Source organism: Lentzea roselyniae (assembly GCF_039537795.1).
Classification (GTDB): Bacteria; Actinomycetota; Actinomycetes; order Mycobacteriales; family Pseudonocardiaceae; genus Lentzea; species Lentzea atacamensis.
Genome location: NZ_BAABBE010000008.1, coordinates 117,589 through 136,182 on the forward strand (window position 1 = coordinate 117,589; position 18,594 = coordinate 136,182).

General features: G+C 69.5%; 18 protein-coding genes. 10 read left to right on the forward strand and 8 right to left on the reverse strand.

The genetic code is table 11. From position 1 onward, the window contains the following. Nucleotides 1–11 precede the first annotated feature (11 nt). Entirely contained in the window at nt 12–1,211 is a 1,200-nt protein-coding gene (locus ABFX45_RS16385; protein ID WP_233439302.1) for an 8-amino-7-oxononanoate synthase, read from the forward strand. On the opposite strand, the gene ABFX45_RS16390 is transcribed toward ABFX45_RS16385, so the two are convergent. After that, nucleotides 1,165–1,623, reverse strand: a complete 459-nt coding sequence (locus ABFX45_RS16390) for a GNAT family N-acetyltransferase (RefSeq protein WP_346130792.1) — start codon at nt 1,621–1,623, stop codon at nt 1,165–1,167. The two genes, ABFX45_RS16385 and ABFX45_RS16390, sit on opposite strands and share 47 nt — an antisense overlap. A gap of 13 nt (nt 1,624–1,636) precedes the next feature. Continuing rightward, nucleotides 1,637–2,371, reverse strand: coding sequence for a serine protease (locus ABFX45_RS16395; RefSeq protein WP_233439305.1), 735 nt, complete (start codon nt 2,369–2,371; stop codon nt 1,637–1,639). Between the two features lie 148 nt (nt 2,372–2,519). On the opposite strand from ABFX45_RS16395, the gene ABFX45_RS16400 reads away from it, so the two are divergent. Then, nucleotides 2,520–3,128 carry a LysE family translocator gene (locus ABFX45_RS16400; protein WP_346130794.1) on the forward strand — a complete coding sequence of 203 codons (609 nt, stop codon included), beginning with the start codon at nt 2,520–2,522 and terminating at the stop codon, nt 3,126–3,128. 3 nt (nt 3,129–3,131) lie between these two features. Here ABFX45_RS16400 and ABFX45_RS16405 read toward each other — a convergent pair whose 3' ends face one another. Next, nucleotides 3,132–4,034, reverse strand: coding sequence for a hypothetical protein (locus ABFX45_RS16405; protein WP_146231446.1), 903 nt, complete (start codon nt 4,032–4,034; stop codon nt 3,132–3,134). A 15-nt stretch (nt 4,035–4,049) separates the two neighbouring features. Then, a complete protein-coding gene (locus ABFX45_RS16410) occupies nt 4,050–5,327 on the reverse strand; it encodes a serine hydrolase domain-containing protein (RefSeq protein ID WP_346131017.1) in 1,278 nt (425 codons plus the stop codon). A gap of 95 nt (nt 5,328–5,422) precedes the next feature. Here ABFX45_RS16410 and ABFX45_RS16415 point away from each other — a divergent pair, with 95 nt between their 5' ends. Further along, nucleotides 5,423–7,618, forward strand: a complete 2,196-nt coding sequence (locus tag ABFX45_RS16415) for a tetratricopeptide repeat protein (RefSeq protein WP_346130796.1) — start codon at nt 5,423–5,425, stop codon at nt 7,616–7,618. Here ABFX45_RS16415 and ABFX45_RS16420 read toward each other — a convergent pair. The 3 genes from ABFX45_RS16420 to ABFX45_RS16430 are packed head-to-tail and all read right to left on the reverse strand — an operon-like array spanning nt 7,599 to nt 10,158. Beyond that, nucleotides 7,599–8,321 carry a S1 family peptidase gene (locus ABFX45_RS16420; RefSeq protein ID WP_346130798.1) on the reverse strand — a complete coding sequence of 241 codons (723 nt, stop codon included), beginning with the start codon at nt 8,319–8,321 and terminating at the stop codon, nt 7,599–7,601. The two genes, ABFX45_RS16415 and ABFX45_RS16420, sit on opposite strands and share 20 nt — an antisense overlap. Before the next feature lie 22 nt (nt 8,322–8,343). Continuing rightward, a complete protein-coding gene (locus ABFX45_RS16425; protein ID WP_346130800.1) occupies nt 8,344–9,120 on the reverse strand; it encodes a S1 family peptidase in 777 nt (258 codons plus the stop codon). Between the two features lie 15 nt (nt 9,121–9,135). Next, nucleotides 9,136–10,158: a M48 family metallopeptidase gene (locus ABFX45_RS16430; protein WP_346130802.1), complete on the reverse strand. Its 1,023-nt coding sequence runs from the start codon at nt 10,156–10,158 to the stop codon at nt 9,136–9,138. A gap of 70 nt (nt 10,159–10,228) precedes the next feature. On the opposite strand from ABFX45_RS16430, the gene ABFX45_RS16435 reads away from it, so the two are divergent. From ABFX45_RS16435 to srmL, 7 genes are all read left to right on the forward strand, one after another. After that, nucleotides 10,229–11,125, forward strand: coding sequence for an alpha/beta hydrolase (locus ABFX45_RS16435; RefSeq protein WP_215732573.1), 897 nt, complete (start codon nt 10,229–10,231; stop codon nt 11,123–11,125). A 34-nt stretch (nt 11,126–11,159) separates the two neighbouring features. Next, nucleotides 11,160–13,034, forward strand: coding sequence for an ABC transporter ATP-binding protein (locus ABFX45_RS16440; RefSeq protein ID WP_346130805.1), 1,875 nt, complete (start codon nt 11,160–11,162; stop codon nt 13,032–13,034). Then, the gene (locus ABFX45_RS16445; protein WP_346130807.1) at nt 13,031–13,666 is read left to right on the forward strand and encodes a CatB-related O-acetyltransferase; all 636 of its coding nucleotides are present in this window, start codon (nt 13,031–13,033) and stop codon (nt 13,664–13,666) included. The genes ABFX45_RS16440 and ABFX45_RS16445 overlap by 4 nt, the downstream gene beginning before the upstream one ends. Beyond that, a complete protein-coding gene (locus ABFX45_RS16450) occupies nt 13,663–14,190 on the forward strand; it encodes an AAA family ATPase (protein WP_346130810.1) in 528 nt (175 codons plus the stop codon). The genes ABFX45_RS16445 and ABFX45_RS16450 overlap by 4 nt, the downstream gene beginning before the upstream one ends. Nucleotides 14,191–14,200: 10 nt before the next feature. Further along, on the forward strand, nt 14,201–14,638 hold the full coding sequence (locus ABFX45_RS16455; RefSeq protein ID WP_346130812.1) for an MmcQ/YjbR family DNA-binding protein: 438 nt from the start codon (nt 14,201–14,203) through the stop codon (nt 14,636–14,638). 18 nt (nt 14,639–14,656) lie between these two features. Next, nucleotides 14,657–16,537: a patatin-like phospholipase domain-containing protein gene (locus ABFX45_RS16460; protein WP_346130814.1), complete on the forward strand. Its 1,881-nt coding sequence runs from the start codon at nt 14,657–14,659 to the stop codon at nt 16,535–16,537. 125 nt (nt 16,538–16,662) lie between these two features. After that, entirely contained in the window at nt 16,663–17,691 is a 1,029-nt protein-coding gene (srmL, locus tag ABFX45_RS16465) for a PheS-related mystery ligase SrmL (RefSeq protein WP_346130816.1), read from the forward strand. Here srmL and ABFX45_RS16470 read toward each other — a convergent pair. Continuing rightward, on the reverse strand, nt 17,664–18,515 hold the full coding sequence (locus tag ABFX45_RS16470; RefSeq protein WP_325049741.1) for an SAM-dependent methyltransferase: 852 nt from the start codon (nt 18,513–18,515) through the stop codon (nt 17,664–17,666). The two genes, srmL and ABFX45_RS16470, sit on opposite strands and share 28 nt — an antisense overlap. Nucleotides 18,516–18,594: the final 79 nt, after the last annotated feature.

Sequence of the window (18,594 nt, forward strand, 5' to 3'; positions counted from 1 at the left end):
AGACTCAGCCGGTGACGGTGAGCACAACTGAGGCGATTTCCAGTGGTGGTGAGTCGACGTTCGACTGGATCGACGTCCGCTCTGAGGCGCGTGCCAAGGCAGGCCTGACCCGGCGGGTGCGTCCGCGCCAGGCCGGCTCGACGGACCTCGACCTCGCCAGCAACGACTACCTGGGCCTCGCCAAGGACAAGCGCGTCGCGGGTGCCGCGGCCGCCGCCACGCTCAAGTGGGGTGCGGGCTCGACGGGCTCGCGCCTGGTCACGGGCTCCACCGAGCTGCACGCCGAGCTGGAGTACGAGCTCGCGAACTTCTGCGGCGCGCAGTCGGCACTGGTGTTCAGCAGCGGGTACGCGGCGAACCTCGGCGCGATCACCGCGCTCACCGGCCCCGGCACGGCGATCGTCGCCGACCAGCACATCCACGCGTCGCTCATCGACGGCACGCGCCTGTCCAAGGCGGACGTCGTCGTCGCGGACCACTGCGACGTCGGCAAGGTCCGCCACGCGCTCGAGACCCGCGGCAAGCGGCGCGCGATCGTCGTCACGGACTCGGTCTTCAGCGTCGACGGCGACATCGCGCCGCTCGGCGAACTGCACGAAGCCTGCCGCGCGACCGGTGCCGCGCTCGTCGTGGACGACGCGCACGGCCTCGGCGTGGTCGGGCCCGGCGGCCGCGGCGCGGTCGCGGAGGCGGGCATCATCAAAGCGCCGGACGTGATCACGACGCTGACGCTGAGCAAGTCGCTCGGCGCTCAGGGCGGAGCGGTGCTCGGCCCGAGCCGGGTGATCAGGCACCTGATCGACACCGCGCGCACGTTCATCTTCGACACCGGCCTCGCGCCGAGCAGTGCGGCGGCGGCGCTGGCGGCCATCAAGGTCCTGCGCGAGGAACCGGACCGCCCCGAGCGCGCGCTCACCGTGGCGCATGAGCTGAGCAACCGCCTGAAGGAAGCCGGTTTCCAGGTCAGCACGCCCACGGCGGCCGTCGTCAGCGTGCGGGCACCGAGCCCGGACCAGGCCTTCCAGTGGGCCGAGAACTGCCGCACCAACGGCGTGATCGTCGGCTGCTTCCGGCCGCCGTCGGTGCCGGACCAGATCAGCAGGCTGCGGCTCACCGCGCGCGCCGATCTGACCGAGGCCGACATCGAACGCGCGGTGCGCGTGATCAGGGAGTGCGCCGCATCCGCAGGTGTGGAATCCCGTCCTCGATGAACTCCGCACCTTCGGGCACGAAACCGAACGACGCGTAGAAGTCCACGACGTACGTCTGCGCGTCGAGCACACACGGCGCGTTGCCGACGTCGACCAACGCCGCATGCATGAGCCTGCGGCTGAAGCCACGGCCACGTGCCATGCGTGCGGTGGCGACGCGTCCGATGCGGAACGTCCCATCGGGCTCCTCGAGCAGCCGCAGGTACGCGATCGGATCGTGCGACCCTTCAGCTTCCAGCCAGAAGTGCCGCGTGCCCTGGTCGAGGTCGCGGCCGTCCACGTCGCAGTAGACCGAGTTCTGCTCCACGACGAACACGTCCTGACGCAGCCGCAGGATCGCGTAGAGCTGGGAGGGACTCAGGTCGAGTCCCCACTGCCGGCGCAGTGTCGCCGAAAACGGTGTGGTTCGCACCAGACCTTGGATATCAGAAGCCCAGCGTCGACCGGTAGTGAGCGAGACGGGTGTAGACACCGGGTTCATCTGCCCGTGCGCACCCGCGTCCGAACGACACGACGCCCGCGAGCCTGCCGCGCACGACCAGCGGCCCGCCCGAGTCGCCGGTGCACGCGTCCCGGCCGCCGCGGCCGGCGCAGAGCATCCCGCCCGGCCGGTAGTCCGGCTCCTTCAGGACGCACTCGGAGTCGGACAGGATCGGCACCGTCACCTTGCGCAGCGTCATGGCGGGCGGGGTGTTCTCGGCCGTGCGGCCCCAGCCGAGCACCGTGCCCTCGTCACCGGCGTCGCCGAGCGCGATCGTCCGGTACGGCAACGGGCGGGCGAGCGTCAGCACCGCCACGTCGTCGCCCTTCGTGACCTCGCGGAAGCCGGGGTGCCGCCACACGCCCGCCACCGCGGCCTCGGTGCCGTCGGTCTTCACCCGCAGGTCCGTGCGGCCGGCGACCACGCGCAGCTGCTCGGCCGGGCGCTGGTTCCTGCCCATCACGCCCTTCAGCGTCGCGCAGTGCGCGGCCGTCACGACCTTGTCCGCGGCCACGAGCGCGCCGCCGCAGATCAGCTGACCATCAGGGGTGGTGATCGCCACAACCCACGGGGTGTCCGCCACCCGCGCGGGTGTCCCCCCGACGATCGCATCAGCCGTCGACGCACCGCTGACCAGCGCGATCACCGCCGCGAGCACGGCAAACCGCTTACCCCTCACGGACCACTCCCCGTTGCACCAGGTGGACGATTGGTCACCAACCGTAGCGACCACGCTAGGACGACGTCAAAACCGGAGATTCTCGTGTTAGTGTCCAATCTGGCCGGAGATTTTGCGGCCAGTGGCGTAGATCACGGGGGTATGTACGGTGTTGTTCGACTTCGGCCAGGTTCCGGCCTTCCTCATCGCGTGCGCGGTCGTCATCGTGACCCCCGGTGTTGACGCGTTCCTGTTGCTGCGCACGTCACTGCGGTCCGGCACCCGCTCCGGCCTGCTCGCGCTGGCGGGCATCCACTCGGCGGCGGCCGTCCAGGTCGCGCTGGTGATCTCGGGTCTCGGCGTGGTGCTCGCGCAGTACCCGGTGGTGCTCACGGCGCTGCGCTGGATCGGTGCCGCCTACCTGCTCTACCTGGCGGTTTCCATCACACGCGGGCTGCTGCGGCGCTCCGGCGACGAGCCGGAGGAGGTCATGAGCGACCGGCCGTTCCGCCAGGGCTTCCTGACCAACATCACGAACCCGAAGATGATCCTGTTCTCGCTGGCGTTCCTGCCACAGTTCATCGGATCGGGTGAACCGGCACCGCAGCTCGCGATGCTGGCCGTGCTGTTCCTCGCGCTCGCGGCGGTGTGGGAGCTGATGATCGTGCTGGCGGCCTCGCGCGTGGCGGGCCGGCTCAAGCGACCTGGTGTGACGACCGCGCTCGACGCGGTGTGCGCGGCCGTCTTCCTCACCATGTCGGTCGGGCTCGTGGTCTGAGCCTCAGGCGAGGTGGAAGATCCACCTGCTCATCTGCGGCGCCTTGCCGAAGAGTCCCTCCGGGAAGTGCCCGATGCGGTCGACGAGGGGCATGAGGTACTTGCCCCTGTCGACGTTGCGAAGCCGGTACCCGCCGAACGCGTCGGGCCCTTCCAGCCGCCACTGCTGCGCCGTGTCGGCCGCGGCGCAGTCCCCGCGCAGGTCGACCACGTTGTCGTAGTGCTGGTCCGGCGCCGCACGCAGACAGCCCGTCGGGGTGCGCAGCCCGATCACGCCACCGCCGAGCTCGACCCGCTGGAACGCCGAGCCTGGGCAGTCACCCGTCGCGACGCCGTTGGGGCAGCGCCCGAACTTCTGCGAGCTCTCCAGCGTCACCAGGGCGCCGGTGGTGTCGGGCAGGACCGGCATGCGGCCTGCCTCGGCCACCAGCCACCGCTGATGGTCACTGTCCTGCGAGTCCTCTGTGATGATCCCGAAGTTGAACTCGCTGTCGTACCAGGACGTGTCGGCGTACCAGGGCCATGCGACGGCCACCTTCAGCTTCACCGCCCCGGACGGGTCCGGCGCCAGCTCCCAGCGCTGGTACCGGTCGGTGTCGTCGCACTCCTCGCCGGTCAGGGACCCTTCGCCGCGGATGCACTTCCGGTCGGCGACGTTGCGCAGGAAGAACTGGTTGCCCGCCGCGGGTACCCGCTCCCACCGCTGGTTCGCCGCACCGGTGCAGCCGGCCATCTCGACCAGGAACGGGTCGATCGTGCTCGCCGTCATGCACTGGCCCCGTGCCACGTTCTTCAACTCGATGATCGTGTTCCCGGCGGGCTCGGCGCTCGCGGGAACCGTGGTCATTGCCCCCAGGGTGATCGCGGCCGCGATGGCGGCGGCGACACCCAATGATCTACCAGTCATACCTCTGCAGGGTAGTCAGCTGATCTTGGGAGCGGCGCGCATTCCGATGTAGCAGTAGCCGTTCGCGAAGACGACCGGCATGAAGTCGTCCTGGAACGACGAACCGGCGCCGGTGGCCGCGAAGACGTTGTGCGACACGGGGATCAGGTCCATGTCCATGGACGGGTAGATGGCCATGTCGTCCACGAACTCGTAACGCGCCCTGCGGTCGTTGATCGTGATGACCACGCCTTCGCGCTTGTAGACACCGTTGTAGGGCGTCATGTCGACGTCGAAGGGCTCGGCGGGCGGCGCGAACGGCGGCGGCATCTCGACGCCGAACCGGCCGAGCAACGAACGCAGGATCGCCGACGACAACGGACGCGCGCCGCCGCCGTTGGTCAGCAACGCGATGGCGATGCCCTGCTCTGGGATCACCCGCAGGTAGGCGTACTGGCCGGTGGCGGCACCGTCGTGGCCGATGCCGGGCGTGCCGGTGAAGTCGTACAGCGTCCAGCCGAGACCCCAGCCGTCCGCGCCCACGGTCCACCTGTCCGGCACGTCGACCTGCCGTTCCTGCATCAGGGCAACGGTTTCCGGCTTCAGCGCCGACCCGTCGAGGTGCGCCCGCACCAACCGGACGACGTCACCGGCGCTGGCGAACACGGCGGCGCCGGGGCCGGCGGCACGCGGCATCAGGTCCCAGACCGGCGTGGGCTCGCCGTTGAAGTGCCCGACCGCGGCGCGGAACCGCAGCACCTCCTCCGGCAGCGTCATGGTGTGCGTGAGGCCGAGCGGGGTGAGCACGCGATCGGCGAGGGCCTTGTTCCACGTCGTGCCGGTGAGCACCTCGACGATCCGGCCGAGGACGACGTAGCCGGCGCCGCTGTAGGAGACGGTCGAGCCGGGCGGCACGTCCTGGCCGAGCTTCACGCACGCCTCGACGTAGCGCTCGATGCAGTCGTCGCCGCGGCCGGTGTCGGGCTGGAAGTCGCCGCTCAGCCCGCTGGTGTGGCTGAGCAGCTGCCGCACGGTGATCTCGCTCGTCGCGTCGGGGTCGGCGACGCGGAAGTCCGGCAGCACGTCGGCCACCCGCGCGTCGAGGTCGAGCAGGCCCTCCTCGACCAGCGACATCACCAGCGTCGCCGTGTAGATCTTCGCGACCGAACCGAGCTGGAAGACCGAGTCGGTGGTCACCTCCACCCCGGTGCCGGTGTTCAGCACGCCGCCGGCGAACTCGTGGATCTCCCCGTCGACCAGCACGGCGAGCGTGGCGCCGGGAACGTCGTGCTCGGCGCGGAGGGTGTCGAGCAGCTGGAAGGGCTCAGCTCCCGCGCGACGTGACGCGCGGCCCCGGTGTCACCATCGCGCCGGGCTCCCCCGCCAGAGAGATCTCTACGATCGGTTTCGTGGCGGATCGGCTGGAGGCTCTGCGCGACGCGCTGGCCGCGCGTCCCGGCGATGCCGTGCCGTTCGACGCGCTGGCCGCGGAGGTGTGGCCGGACGAGCTGCCGATGCACCCGCGAGCCGCGTTGCGCACGCTGGTCAGCAGGCTGCGCGCCACCGAGCAGGTGATCACAGAACCGACCGGGTACCGGCTCGTCCCCCGCCCTCCCGCGCCGTGTCAGCTGCCGGCCGACCTGCCGGACTTCGTCGGCAGGAGGGAGGAGATCGCACGGCTGGAGCTGATCGACGCGCCGGTGGTGGCGATCACCGGGCTGCCCGGTGTCGGCAAGACCGTGCTCGCGATCAGGGAGGCCCACCGGCTGCGCGAGCGATTCCCCGACGGACAGCTCTACGTCAACCTGCGCGGGTTCTCCACCGGGCCGCCGATGACGGTCCAGCAGGCGCTGGCGCGGTTCGTGAAGGCGCTGGGCGGCGGGCCGGAGGACGACTACCGCGAGCTGCTCAGGAACCGGCGCGTGCTGGTCGTGCTCGACAACGCGACCGCGGACGTGATCGAACCGCTGCTGCCCGCCACGCCCGGCTGCGCCGCGGTGGTCACGAGCAGGCAGGACCTGCCGCAGTTCGCACAGGTCAAGCTCGGTGTGCTGACCGAGCAGGAGGCGCACGAGCTGCTCAAGGGCATGCGGATCGACGGGGACACGAGCGAGCTGATCAGTCTCTGCGCACGGTTGCCGCTCGCGCTGCGAATCGCGGGCGCCAACCTCGCCGGGCGGCACCTGCCGGACTACGTCGAGGAGCTGCGCGAGCACCGGCTCAGGGCGTTGGAGATCGAGGACGACGACACGGCCGTGCAGGCCGCGTTCGACCTCTCGTACCGGAAGCTGTCCCCGCGGGCGCGCCGGACGTTCGACTTCCTCGGCGCGGTACCCGGCCCGGACATCCCGGCCGGTCTCGCCGGCGACGCGATCGGCGAGCTGGTCTCGGCCAACCTGGTGCAGCAGAACGGTGATCGCCACCAGCTGCACGACCTGCTGCGCCTGTACGCCCACGAACGGGCCACCGCGGCGGATCGGCAGGCGGTCTTCGAGTGGTACCTGGCGCGCGTGGACGGCGCCGACGCCGAGCTGAACGCCGGCTACACCCGGCTGCTGCCGCCCTCGGCCGACCGGATCCCGTTCCCGGACCGCGAGGCCGCGATGACGTGGTTCGAGACGGAGAGGCTGAACCTGGTCGCGCTCGCCCAGGACCGTCCCGACGCCGCGCTGGTGGCGGGGATGCGCGCGTACCTCCTGCTGTCCGGTTACTACGGCGAGCTGCGGACGATCGCCGGTGCCGCGCTGGCCGGCGGCGAGACCGGGCAGCGGGCCGCGGCGATGCGGGTCTGCCTCGCCTACCTCGACTGGCGGTTCGGCGAGCACCGGACGGCGATCGCGCACTGCGAGCGGGCGATCGCCGAGTTCGAAGCCGCCGGCAGGCAGGCCGAGCAGGCGACGGCGCTCAACATCCTCGCCGGGATCTACCACGACATCGGTGAGCTCGGCCTCGCCCGCGAGCACCTCAGCGCGGCACTCGAACTCTACGGGCCGAACGGCATGCACGCCCAGCTCATCGGCGGTCTCGGCAACCTCGGACTGGTGGAGCTGGAGCTCGGCAGGCTCGACTCCGGCGAAGAGGCGCTCAGGAGATCGGTCCGCCTCGCCCGCGAGATCGACGACGTGCAGCACACGTCGAACGGCCTCAACAACCTCGGTGTCGTGCTGGCGGCACAGCACAAGCACACCGAGGCCGAGGAGGCGTTCCGCGAGGCGCTGGAGCTCTCGCAGAAGCACGGAATGCGGCCGGTCGAGATGTCCGCGCGGGTCGAGTACGCGGAACTGCTCATCGCGACCGACCGGCGCGACGAGGCACGCGAGCACGCCGCACGAGCGCTCGAACTGGCCGGAGCCGACGACCTCTTCATCGAGATCGACGCCGGCCTGGTGCTCGCCGAGGTGAACCGGTCGGTCGCCGAGTACGACGAGGTGCTGCGCCGGGCGATCGACGCCGAGTTCCGCATCATCGAGGTGCGCGCACTGGCGGGCAAAGCCGCGTTGCTGAAGGACAAGGCGTTGTACGACAAGGCCATCGAACGAGCGGAGAGCGCGGGCCTGCGTTACCGCGCGAACCTCTTCCGCGAGCTCAGCTCAGGTATGTCCTGACGCGCGTGTAGACGCCGGGCGTGTTCGGACGGGCGCACCCGATGCCCCACGAGACGATCCCGGCGAGCCGGCCGTCGACCACGAACGGGCCGCCGGAGTCGTCGATGCACGCGTCGACCCCGCCCTCCGGATAGCCCGCGCAGAACATCGCCGTCGCGTCATAACGCGCGTAAGCCCCCGAGCACTGCGCGTCCGCCATGATCGGAATCGAGGCCTTGTGCAGCAACGGGCTCTTGTTCGTGTCGCCCTCCGCCTGCCGTCCCCAGCCGTACACGACACCGACGTTGCGCGCCGCGTACACGGCGCTCGTGGCAGCAAGCGGCAGCACTTGGTACGGCATCGGCTGCACGAGCGTCAGCAACGCGATGTCCTTGCCGCGCGAGGGCGTCGAATAGCCCTTCGCGATCTGGTAGTGCTTCACGACGGACGTGCTGCCGCCGTCGGTGCGCAGGTCCAGCCTGCCGCCGACCACGGTGATCGAGCTGGGTTTGCGCCCGTACACGCAGTGCGCGGCCGTGGCGACCAGACCCGGCCCGACCAGCGCGCCTCCGCAGAACTGGTAGCCGGACGACGTGGTCAGGGCGACCATCCACGGCGCCTCGGCGGCGTCGTCCACCACGACACCGCCGACGATCCTGGGGGCAGCGTGTGCCGGGGTCACCGCGATCACGATCAGGGCCAGAACCGCTGCCAGCAGACGCATGCACCCCACTGAACCCAGGGGTCTACGGGTCGACAACTCCAGGCGGCAAAGCATCCACGACCGGGTGAAGATCCTTGGCGTAGCGGGAGATCCGGACGTACACGCCCGGCTTGCCCCTGCGCGCACAGCCCTCGCCCCACGAAGTGACACCGACGAGCTTGCCGTCCGCGACGACCGGACCGCCCGAGTCGCCCTGGCAGGTGTCGATCCTGCCGCCCTCGAAGCCCGCGCAGAACATGTCGGCCCGCACGAACTGCGGGTAGGCGTCGGCGCAGTAGGCGTCCGGCAGCACCGGCAGCGTGGCCTGCAGGAGGTAGCGCGACGTCTTGCCGTTCTCGCTGGTCCGGCCCCAGCCGAGGGCGCGCAGCTGCGTACCCGGCTGGTAGAGCTCCCGATCGGCCGGCTCGGCCAGGGGCAGCGGGGTGTACGACAGCGGGTTCCTGAGCGTCAGGACGGCCACGTCCTCGCCCTCGTCGGCCGAGACGTACTGCTTGTGGATCCAGATGTCCGCAGGCGTGACGGTCACTCCGGCATCGCGGTCCTGCTTGTCCTCGCGACCGGCGACAACGCGCAGGTCATGCGGCGCACGACCCAGCGCGCAGTGCGCCGCGGTGAGCACCTTCGTCGGCGCGACGATGGTGCCACCGCAGAACTGGAGGCCGTGGTCGTCGGTCAGGTAAACGGCCCACGGGTTGGCCTCGATCGAGGCCCGCTCGCCGCCGATGACCTGCTCACCGGCGGCAGCGGTGCCTGTCGAAGCCATCACCGCGCAGAGAACCAGCACCAGGAGTCGTCGCATGACTCCACATGGTAGCTACTCCGCTGGACCGTTCGGAGCAACTTTGCTCCAGACCTTGCCCGCGGCACCCATGACGGCCTCGCCGATGTCGTTGATCGTCTTGATCAGCGGGTCGGCGGAGTTGGTCATGGACTCCTTGTACGAGCGGGCGGCGGCCTTCACGTCGTCCGTGAGGTTGTTCGCCGGCCGGTCGTCCTCACGACGCAGGTAGGTGCCGGTGAGGATCTCGCGGTACTCCTCGGTCGCCGCCCAGCGCTGCAGCTCCGCGGCACGGATCACGGCCATCGGGTGCGTGCGGCGTTCGGTGTGCAGGAGCTTGAGGACGCTGTCACGGATGTCCTCGACCTCCTCGTACTCCTTGGCCTGGGCGAGGAACTCGGCGATGTCGACCTGGCCGCCGAGGTCACCCGCGAACGCGAGGTGGGCCCGCAGCGCCGCCTGCGGGTCCTGGCAGGCCAGCAGGCCGGCCCGGTCGCAGGACAGCTCGGTCTTGCGCTGCCACTCGAACAGTGCCGCGATGACAGCACGCATGGCGAACGCACCCGCCGGCATCCAGCCCAGCGCGAACTGGAGGTTGAGCAAACGGGCGAGGATGGTGTTGTAGAGCCCGTGGCCGGACATGGCGTGGCCGGTCTCGTGGCCGATGACCCAGCGCATCATCTCCGGGTCGAACAGGTCGACCATGCCCGTGGTCAGCACGATGAACGGCTTGTCGATGCCGATCGTCTCGCCCATGACGACCGGCGAACGCCGCACGAAGAGCTCTGGTGGCTCCTCGAGGTCGAACGTGGCCGCGACCTCGTTGCGAATCCGGTCGAGCTGCGGGTACTGCTTCGGGCCGACGCGAACCGACGAGGCGACCTGGATCAGGCGTTCACCGCGCTCGGAGAACGCCGCCGCGACCGCCTTGATGATCGGCGCCACGGCTGGCACGGCGCGGAGCACGGCGAGCGCGCCCCGGTCGGCCGGATGTTCGTAGGCGCGCGGGCTGATCCCCGGAAAGCGCACCCTCGATGACTGCTCAATATCCCCCGTCACGTCACCCAGGTTAGACACGATCCGGACAAGGGTGCACGGAATCGGCTCCGGACCGTTGCAAACTTGCGCGGTGAGCAGCGACGAAGACACCACGGTTCTGCCGTTGCGCGGTGGAGCCACCGCGACCCTCGTGCGCCGGCGGGCCGCGGCCAACGACCGCGGCGCGATCCTCTACGTGCACGGGTTCGCGGACTACTTCTTCCAGGAGCACGTCGCCGGGCACTACACGGCCCAAGGCTACGACTTCTACGCGGTCGACCTGCGCGGATACGGCCGGTCGCTGCGCGACGGCGAGCTGCCGAACTACACGACCGACATGGCCGTGTACTTCGAGGAGATCGACGCCGCCATCGCGAAGGTTCGCGAAGAGCACTCGCGGGTGGTGCTGATGGGTCACTCGACCGGTGGGCTCACCACGTCGTTGTGGGCGCATGAACGGCGTGCCAGCGACTTGATCAACGCGCTGGTGCTGAACAGCCCGTGGCTGGACGTCGTCGAGCCGCCGTTCATCCGCCAGGTCGTGAAGGTGATCGGGCGGGTCGCGCCCAAGGTGAAGATCCGCGCGAACCTCGGCGAGGCGTACGGCGCGGCGATCCACAGCTCGCGCAACGGCGAGTGGGACTTCGACCTGACGTGGAAGCCGCTCGCGGGCTTCCCGGTGCTGGCCGGGTGGATCCGGGCGATCCTGATCGCGCAGGAGAAGGTCCACAAAGGTCTCGACGTGCGCGTGCCGGTGCTCGTGATGCACTCCGACAAGAGCATGCTCAACGCGCGCGAGTGGAGTGAGGACGTGTCCAGGGCCGACGCGGTGCTGGACGTCGAGGGCATGAAGAAGTGGGGTCCGAAGATCGGATCATCCGTCAAGGTCGTCGAGATCAAGGCGGGCATGCACGACCTGTTCCTGTCGCCTGAGCCGGTGCGTGCGGCGGCTCTGGCCGAGGTCGACGAGTTCCTCAAAACGACTTGACCTCCTCATAGGTCGAAGTTCGAGACTGGTCGTCATGAACATCGACTTCAACGCCTGGTACGCGCTCGAAAGCGCGATGCAGGACGAGAAAAATCGTCGCGTCAGCCGGGCGACGTTGAAGCGCGTCGCCCGGTTCGCCCGGCCGCAGCGGCGTTCCGTGTACGTGCTGCTGGCGATCAGCTCGGTCGCGGCGGTGCTCGCGGTGGCCTCACCGGTGCTGGCAGGACGCGTGGTCGACCAGATCGTCGGTGGCCGTGATCTCGGGCTGGTCGTGTGGCTCGCGCTGGCGATCGCCGGCGTGGCGGTGCTGGAGGCCGGGTTCTCGCTGGCCGAGCGGTGGCAGTCGGCACGGGTCGGCGAGGACCTGATCCTGCGGCTGCGCCAGGCCGTCTTCGACCACGTGCAACGGATGCCGATCGCGTTCTTCACCCGCACGAGGACCGGCGCGCTGGTCTCGCGGCTGAACAACGACGTGATCGCGGCGCAGCGGGCGTTCTCCGAGACGATCTCCGGTGTCGTCACGAACGTCATCGCGCTGGTGCTGACCCTGGCCGTGATGCTCACGCTGTCGTGGCAGGTCACGGTGCTCGCGATGCTGCTGCTGCCGATCTTCCTGATCCCGGCGCGGCGGATGGGCAAGCGGCTCGCGTCGATGCACCGCGAGGCGGCGAACCTCGACTCGGCGATGACCACGCAGATGACCGAGCGGTTCTCCGCGCCGGGTGCGACCTTGATCAAACTGTTCGGCCGGCCGTCGCTGGAGAGCGCCGAGTTCGGGGCGCGGGCGCGGCGGGTGCGCGACATCGGCGTGCGGACCGCGGTGGCGCAGTGGCTGTTCCTCGTGGCGTTGACGCTCGTCTCGTCGCTGGCGCTGGCACTGGTCTACGGGCTGGGCGGGTACTTCGCGATCGCCGGCCAGATGGCGCCGGGCACGATCGTGACGCTGGCGCTGCTGCTGACGCGGTTGTACGGGCCGTTGACGGCGTTGGCCGGTGCACGGGTGGACGTGATGACCGCGCTGGTGTCGTTCGAGCGGGTCTTCGAGGTGCTGGACCTGCCTCCGTTGATCAAGGAGAAGCCGGACGCCGTCGCGGTGCCCGACGGGCCGGTGTCGGTGGAGTTCTCGGACGTGAAGTTCGCCTACCCGTCCGCGGACAAGGTCTCGCTGGCCTCGCTGGAAGAGGTCGCTGCGCTCGACACCCGCGGTGGCGAGGAGATCCTCGGCGGGGTCTCGTTCGTCGCCGAGCCCGGTTCGCTGATCGCGCTCGTGGGCGCGTCGGGTGCGGGCAAGTCGACGATCGCGTCGCTGGTGCCCCGCCTGTACGACGCGGACTCCGGGTCGGTGCGACTGTCCGGTGTGGACGTTCGCGATCTGTCGTTCGACTCGATCCGCGAGACCGTGGGCATGGTGACGCAGGACGGGCACCTGTTCCACGAGTCGATCGGGGCGAACCTGCGGCTGGCGGCTCCCGCGGCCACGGACGAGGAGCTGTGGGACGCGCTGCGGCGGGCGCGGCTGGCGGACCTGGTGTCGTCGCTGCCGGACCAGTTGGACACGGTGGTGGGCGAACGCGGCTACCGTCTGTCCGGTGGTGAGCGGCAACGACTCACGATCGCCCGGCTGCTGCTGGCCAAGCCGCGCGTGGTGATCCTCGACGAGGCCACCGCGCACCTGGACTCGCGATCGGAGGCGGCGGTGCAGGAGGCGCTGGTCGAGGCGCTGGCCGGCCGGACGTCGCTGGTGATCGCGCACCGGCTGTCGACGATCCGGGCGGCGAACCAGATTCTCGTCGTGGATCGCGGGCAGATCGTCGAACGTGGTACGCACGAGGAGTTGCTGGCCCTCGAAGGCCACTACGCCAAGTTGTACCGCACGCAGTTCAGTGAAGAGCCGATCGGAGCGCCGTGACCATTCCCTCGCCCGACAACCTCTACCCGTTGCCCGACATCGCCCGCACGGTGCTGCTCAAGCCGTTGGTGAAGAACCCGCAGATTGAGATCGGCGAGTACACCTACTACGACGACCCTTTTCACGCCGAGGAGTTCGAGCGGCGCAACGTGCTCTACAACTTCGGCACGGAGAAGCTGGTGATCGGCCGCTACTGCGCGCTGGCCGAGGGCGTCCGGTTCATCATGTCCGGCGGCAACCACCGGACCGACGGCGTGTCGACGTTCCCGTTCACGATCTTCGGCGGGCTGTGGGGCGAGAAGACGCTCGACATCGCGCTGGGGGCGCCTTCTCGCGGGGACACGGTGGTGGGCAACGACGTCTGGATCGGCTACCAGGCGTTGATCATGCCGGGCGTGCGCATCGGGAACGGGGCGATCATCGCGTCGGGGTCGGTGGTGGTGTCGGACGTGCCGGCGTACGGCGTGGTCGGCGGCAACCCGGCCAAGCTGCTGAAGAAGCGGTACAGCGACGAGGAAATCGAGCTGCTGGAACGCATCGCGTGGTGGGACTGGCCGGTGGAGAAGGTCACCGAGCACGTCCGCGTGATCATGTCGGGGACGCCGGCCGATCTCGCGGAAGCCGCGGAGTGAAGGCCCTGCTCATCACCGGGCCGGTCGGGGTCGGCAAGACGACGGTGGCCGAGGCCGTCGGCGCCAGGCTCGTCCAGGCCGGGGTCCCGCACGCCGTCATCGACCTCGACTGGCTGAGGCACTGCCGGCCCAGCCCGGCGGACGACCCGTTCCACCTCGAACTGGAGCTGCGGAACCTGAGCGCGGTGGCACGCAACTACGTGGACGCGGGCGTACAACGCCTGGTGCTGGCGGGAGTGCTGGAGAGCAGAGCCGATCGCGCGCGGTACGCCGAGGCGATCGGGGCGAAGCTCACCGTGTGCCGGTTGAAGGCGGACCTGACGGTGATCCGGAAGCGACTCGTCTCGCGGCACCAGCACGACTCCGATCTGGGGTGGCACGTGAACCGCGCCGCGGAGCTGGAGAAGCTCTTCGCATCGGCCTGGGTCGAGGACTTCGTGGTCGCCGCCGACCAGCCCGTGGCCGAGGTGGCCCAGGACGTGATCTCGTGGTGGCTTGCCGCGGAACGACTTCCGACCGGTTAGCCTCGGCGCCGTGACCGGCTACGCGGAGGTCCCGGACGAGATCGTGGAGCGTCTGCGGGTGGTGTGCGGGGCCCTGCCCGAGGTGGTCGAGGAGAGGGCCTGGCGGGGCACCCGCTGGCGGGTCGGCCAGCGGGCGTTCGCGCACGTGCTGGAGGTAGAGGCCGGTAGGCCACCGTCCTACGCGGAGGCCTCCGGCAAGTCGGACGGCAGCGTGCTGACGTTCCGGGCGGCGGGCCCGGAACTGGCGGCGTTGAGCAACGCGCCGCACCCGTTCTTCAGTCCTCGGTGGGCGGCGAACGTCGTCGGGCTGGTGCTCGACGACGACACCGACTGGGAAGAGGTCGAAGAGCTGCTCGTGGAGAGCTACCTGGTGGCGGCTCCCAAGCGGCTCAAGGTCGGAGATCGATTCGATGGCGTCCGAGTGAACTTTCGCGACGGACGCCGCTGATCGCGCGATCATCGGCACATGGAGTACGACCGCTACTGCGACCTGACCATGCGCGGCGGCACGACCAGCGGCGTCGTGTATCCACTGGCTGTCGCGTCACTGGCGCGCCACTACGAGTTCAAGCAGATCGGTGGCGCGTCCGCGGGCGCGATCGCCGCGGGTTTCACCGCTGCCGCCGAACGAGGTCGTGCGTCCGGTGGCTTCGAGAAGCTGGCGGCGCTGATCGACTGGTTCACGTCCGGCTCGGGTGCGGACCGGTGGCGGCTGGCGCAGTTGTTCCAGCCCACCGACAAAACGCGGGCGCTGTACCGGATCGTCGTGGCGACGATGCAGAAGCGCGAGACGACGGGGCGCAGTGCGATCTCGTGCCTGTTCTTCGCGTTGCTGGGTGCCGTGGGGATGCGCGCGAAGACCGTGCTGGCGCTGATGGCGTTGCTGTGGCTGGGCGGGCCGGTGCTGTGGTCGGCGTGGCTCGCGCCCAAGGCTTATCCGTCGTGGCTCGCGACGCTGGTCGTGCTGCTCGCGTTGGCGTGCATCGTGTTCGCGCTGTGGCCGTTGCGGGGCAGTCTGCCGTGGATCGGGTGGGTGTTCGTCGCGGTGCCGCTCGTGCTCGGGCTGGCGTTCTCCCGGCACTACGCGACGGCGGCGGTCGTGCTGCTGGTGTGGCTGGTGCTGACGCTGGCGGCGGTCAGCGCGCTGACGGTCACCTACGGGTATGCCATGCAGCGGTACCTGAAGAACAACGCGCGGTCCATCCACTTCGGACTCGTACCCGGCACCGGTGACTTCACGCCGTCCTGGCTCGACCGGCTGGCGGGTGTGCCGAAGTCGACGGGGGTTCCGCCGCTCGCCGACTGGATCGCCGACCAGCTCGACGCGCTGGCCGGCACCTCGCACGCGTTGACGTTCGGCGATCTCGGCGACATCAACCTCGTCCTGATGACGACCGATCTGTCTCAGGGGCGGCCGTACCGGTTGCCGTTCAAGGAAAGCTGGCAGTACTGCGAGGAGTGTCTCGGGTACGTGCTGCCGCGCCGGGTCGTCGAGCAGATGAACGGCGCCGAGGCGGACTCGAACTGCCCGCTGCACGAGCGCATGCCGTTGCGGTCGCTGCCCGCACGGGACCAGCTGCCGGTCGTGCTGGCCGTGCGGATGAGCCTGTCGTTCCCCGGCCTGATCGCCGCCGTGCCGCTGTGCCGGGACGGGCGCGTGCACTGGTTCTCCGACGGCGGCATTACCAGCAACTTCCCCATCCACTTCTTCGACTCGCTGCTGCCGCGCTGGCCCACGTTCGGCCTTAGCCTGCAGTCCTACCCGAACGGCGACACGGCCGAGGTGTGGCTGCCGGAGCAGGACGCGTCGACCAAGGGCACGCGCTACGCGTCGTTGACGTCAATGCCGCGCTTCCTGCTGTCCATCCTGGACACGTTCCTGGACTGGCGGGACACCATGCAGTCCGGGCTGCCCGGCTACCGCGGTCGGATCGCGCACGTGCGGCAGGCCGACGACGAGGGCGGCACGAACCTGTTCATGCCGCCGGCCACGATCAAGAAGCTGGCGCTGCGCGGCCAGCGTGCCGGTGACCTGCTGCGCGAACGGTTCGAGCAGCAGCACAACACCGACCGCTACCGCTGGATCCGGCTGCGCCTGGCCCTGCGCGAGTACCAGGAGCTCGGCGCGCAGGCCGAGGACCGCGAGGCGATGTACTCCGAGCTGCTCGCGCGGTTCCAGATCCCGGAGGCGCTGCACGAGTGGTTCCGCACTCCCCCGGCCGGCGGTGACCCGTACCGGGCGGAGATCGAGCTCGCCCTGGACGACGTCGGCAGGCTGAAGGACGACGGACCGTTCGACGGCGTACCGCCCGTGGATCCGGATTTGCGGCTGACACCGCCCGAGTAGGCGGGTTAGCCTGAGTTCATGACGCGATTCAGCCACCCCCGACCCGCGGCGGTGGCGCGCGCCTAGAACCTTCCCGTTGGTCGGGGGACTCCGCAACCCATCCGACCACGCAGAACGGGAAACCCATGTACCGCACCGATGAACTCGTGCACGCCCTGAACGTCCGCGACCTCACCGACCCCGCGCAGGGCCCGCACGCGATGCAGCTGCTGATCGCCGATCTCAAGACCGCGCTGGACAACCCCGAGGAAGTCCGCCACCACCCGCTCGTTCCGGTGGAGCACAACTACGAGCACCTCGGTTATCCCGCCGACGCGGTCACCAGGGACGCCCGCTACACCAGGTACGTCAGCGAAACGTGCATGCTGCGCAGCCACACCACGGCGATGATCCCGCCGGCACTGCGCACCGCCGTTCCGGACGTCACGCTGCTCTGTCCGGGCCTCGTCTACCGCCGCGACACGGTCGACCGCCTGCACACCGGCACACCGCATCAGCTCGACGTCTGGCGGATCTCGCACAACGAGGAACGGTTGGAAGACCTCATCGACACGGTCGTCACAACGTTGTTGCCCGGCAAGCGATATCGCACGATCGACGCCCAACACCCGTACACCACGCACGGCAAGCAGATCGACGTGTGGCACGACGGCCAGTGGGTCGAGGTCGGCGAGTGCGGGCTGGCCGCGCGTCACGTCCTGAAACACCACCCGCACGGCCTGGCGATGGGTCTCGGGCTGGACCGGATCCTCATGCTGCGCAAGGGAATCCCGGACATCCGCCTGCTGCGCAACGGTGACCCGCGCATCGCGTCGCAGATGCTGGACCTGGCCGAGTACCGCCCGATCTCACGGCATCCGGCCGCGATCAGGGACATCTCGATCATGGCGCACGAGAGCGAGGACATCGAGACGCTCGGCGACCGGATCCGCGCGCTGGTACCGGAGGACGTCATCGAGGAGATCACGATCCTCGGCGAGACGCGGACGGAAGACCTGCCGGAACACGTCCAGCGACGGCTGGAAGCCAGGCCTGGCCAGAAGAACGTGCTCATCCGCGTGACGATGAGGGCGCCGGAACGCACCCTCACCGACCGCGAGACGAACAAGATGCGGGACCGCCTGCTTCAGGGCTTGCGGGCGACAGCGCCGTAGATGGCCGTGTGGTCCTCGAAGGAGTCCGGGCGCCAGTCGTTCACCGGCACGACGCCCGGTTCCAGCAGTTCGAGCCCGTCGAAGAACCTGCTCACCTCGGCGTGCGTGCGGATGGCGAGCTTGTTGTCGGAGCTGCTGTAGATCTTGGCGATCTCGCGGGCCTCCGCCCTCTCCTCATCGCTCAGGGTGTCCCAGGTGGCGTGCGTGATCGCCAGGTACGAGCCGGACGGCAGCGCGGCCATGTACTCGGCGACCTTGCCGTACGGATCGTCCTCGTCCGGAACGAAGTGCAGTGCCGCGATGATCAGCACGCCGACCGGGCGCGAGAAGTCGAGGTGCTCGCGGGCTCCGGCCAGCACCGTGGACGTCGCGCGCAGGTCGGCGAGGAGCGCGGTGGCGTGGTCGTTGTCGGCCAGCAGGGCGTTGCTGTGCGAGACGGCGACCGGCTCGACGTCGACGTACACGACGCGGGCCGACGGGTTGTCCTGCTGGGCGATCTCGTGGACGTTGCCCACGGTGGGGATGCCGGAGCCCAGGTCGAGGAACTGGTCGATTCCCTCGGCGACGAGGTGGCGGACGACCCTGCGCAGGAACGAGCGGTTCGCCTGCGCGCTCTGCGCGACGCCCGGGAAGATCTGCTCCACCTGCTTGGCGGCAGCACGGTCGGCTTCGAAGTTGTGCGAGCCGCCCAGGTAGTAGTCGTACATCCGCGCCACGCTCGGACGTGTGACGTCGACCGTGGCCGGGACCCACTTCAGCTCTTCCATCACGGGCGCATCCTCGCTCGTGTGCACACGGGTGTCCACCGCCAGCCGAGTGTGCACGGATCGTGTCCTGGCTGCTCGCTGACAGCGAACACCTGAAGGGAACACCACCACGCTCCAGTTGGTTGAGCGGTACAGA

Excerpts from the sequence above, each read along its gene's own strand:
- ABFX45_RS16440 (WP_346130805.1), top strand. The coding sequence starts at position 11,160 with ATGAACATCGACTTCAACGCCTGGTACGCGCTCGAAAGCGCGATGCAG.
- ABFX45_RS16405 (WP_146231446.1), bottom strand. The coding sequence starts at position 4,034 with ATGACTGGTAGATCATTGGGTGTCGCCGCCGCCATCGCGGCCGCGATC.
- srmL (WP_346130816.1), top strand. The coding sequence starts at position 16,663 with ATGTACCGCACCGATGAACTCGTGCACGCCCTGAACGTCCGCGACCTC.
- ABFX45_RS16425 (WP_346130800.1), bottom strand. The coding sequence starts at position 9,120 with ATGCGACGACTCCTGGTGCTGGTTCTCTGCGCGGTGATGGCTTCGACA.
- ABFX45_RS16420 (WP_346130798.1), bottom strand. The coding sequence starts at position 8,321 with ATGCGTCTGCTGGCAGCGGTTCTGGCCCTGATCGTGATCGCGGTGACC.
- ABFX45_RS16460 (WP_346130814.1), top strand. The coding sequence starts at position 14,657 with ATGGAGTACGACCGCTACTGCGACCTGACCATGCGCGGCGGCACGACC.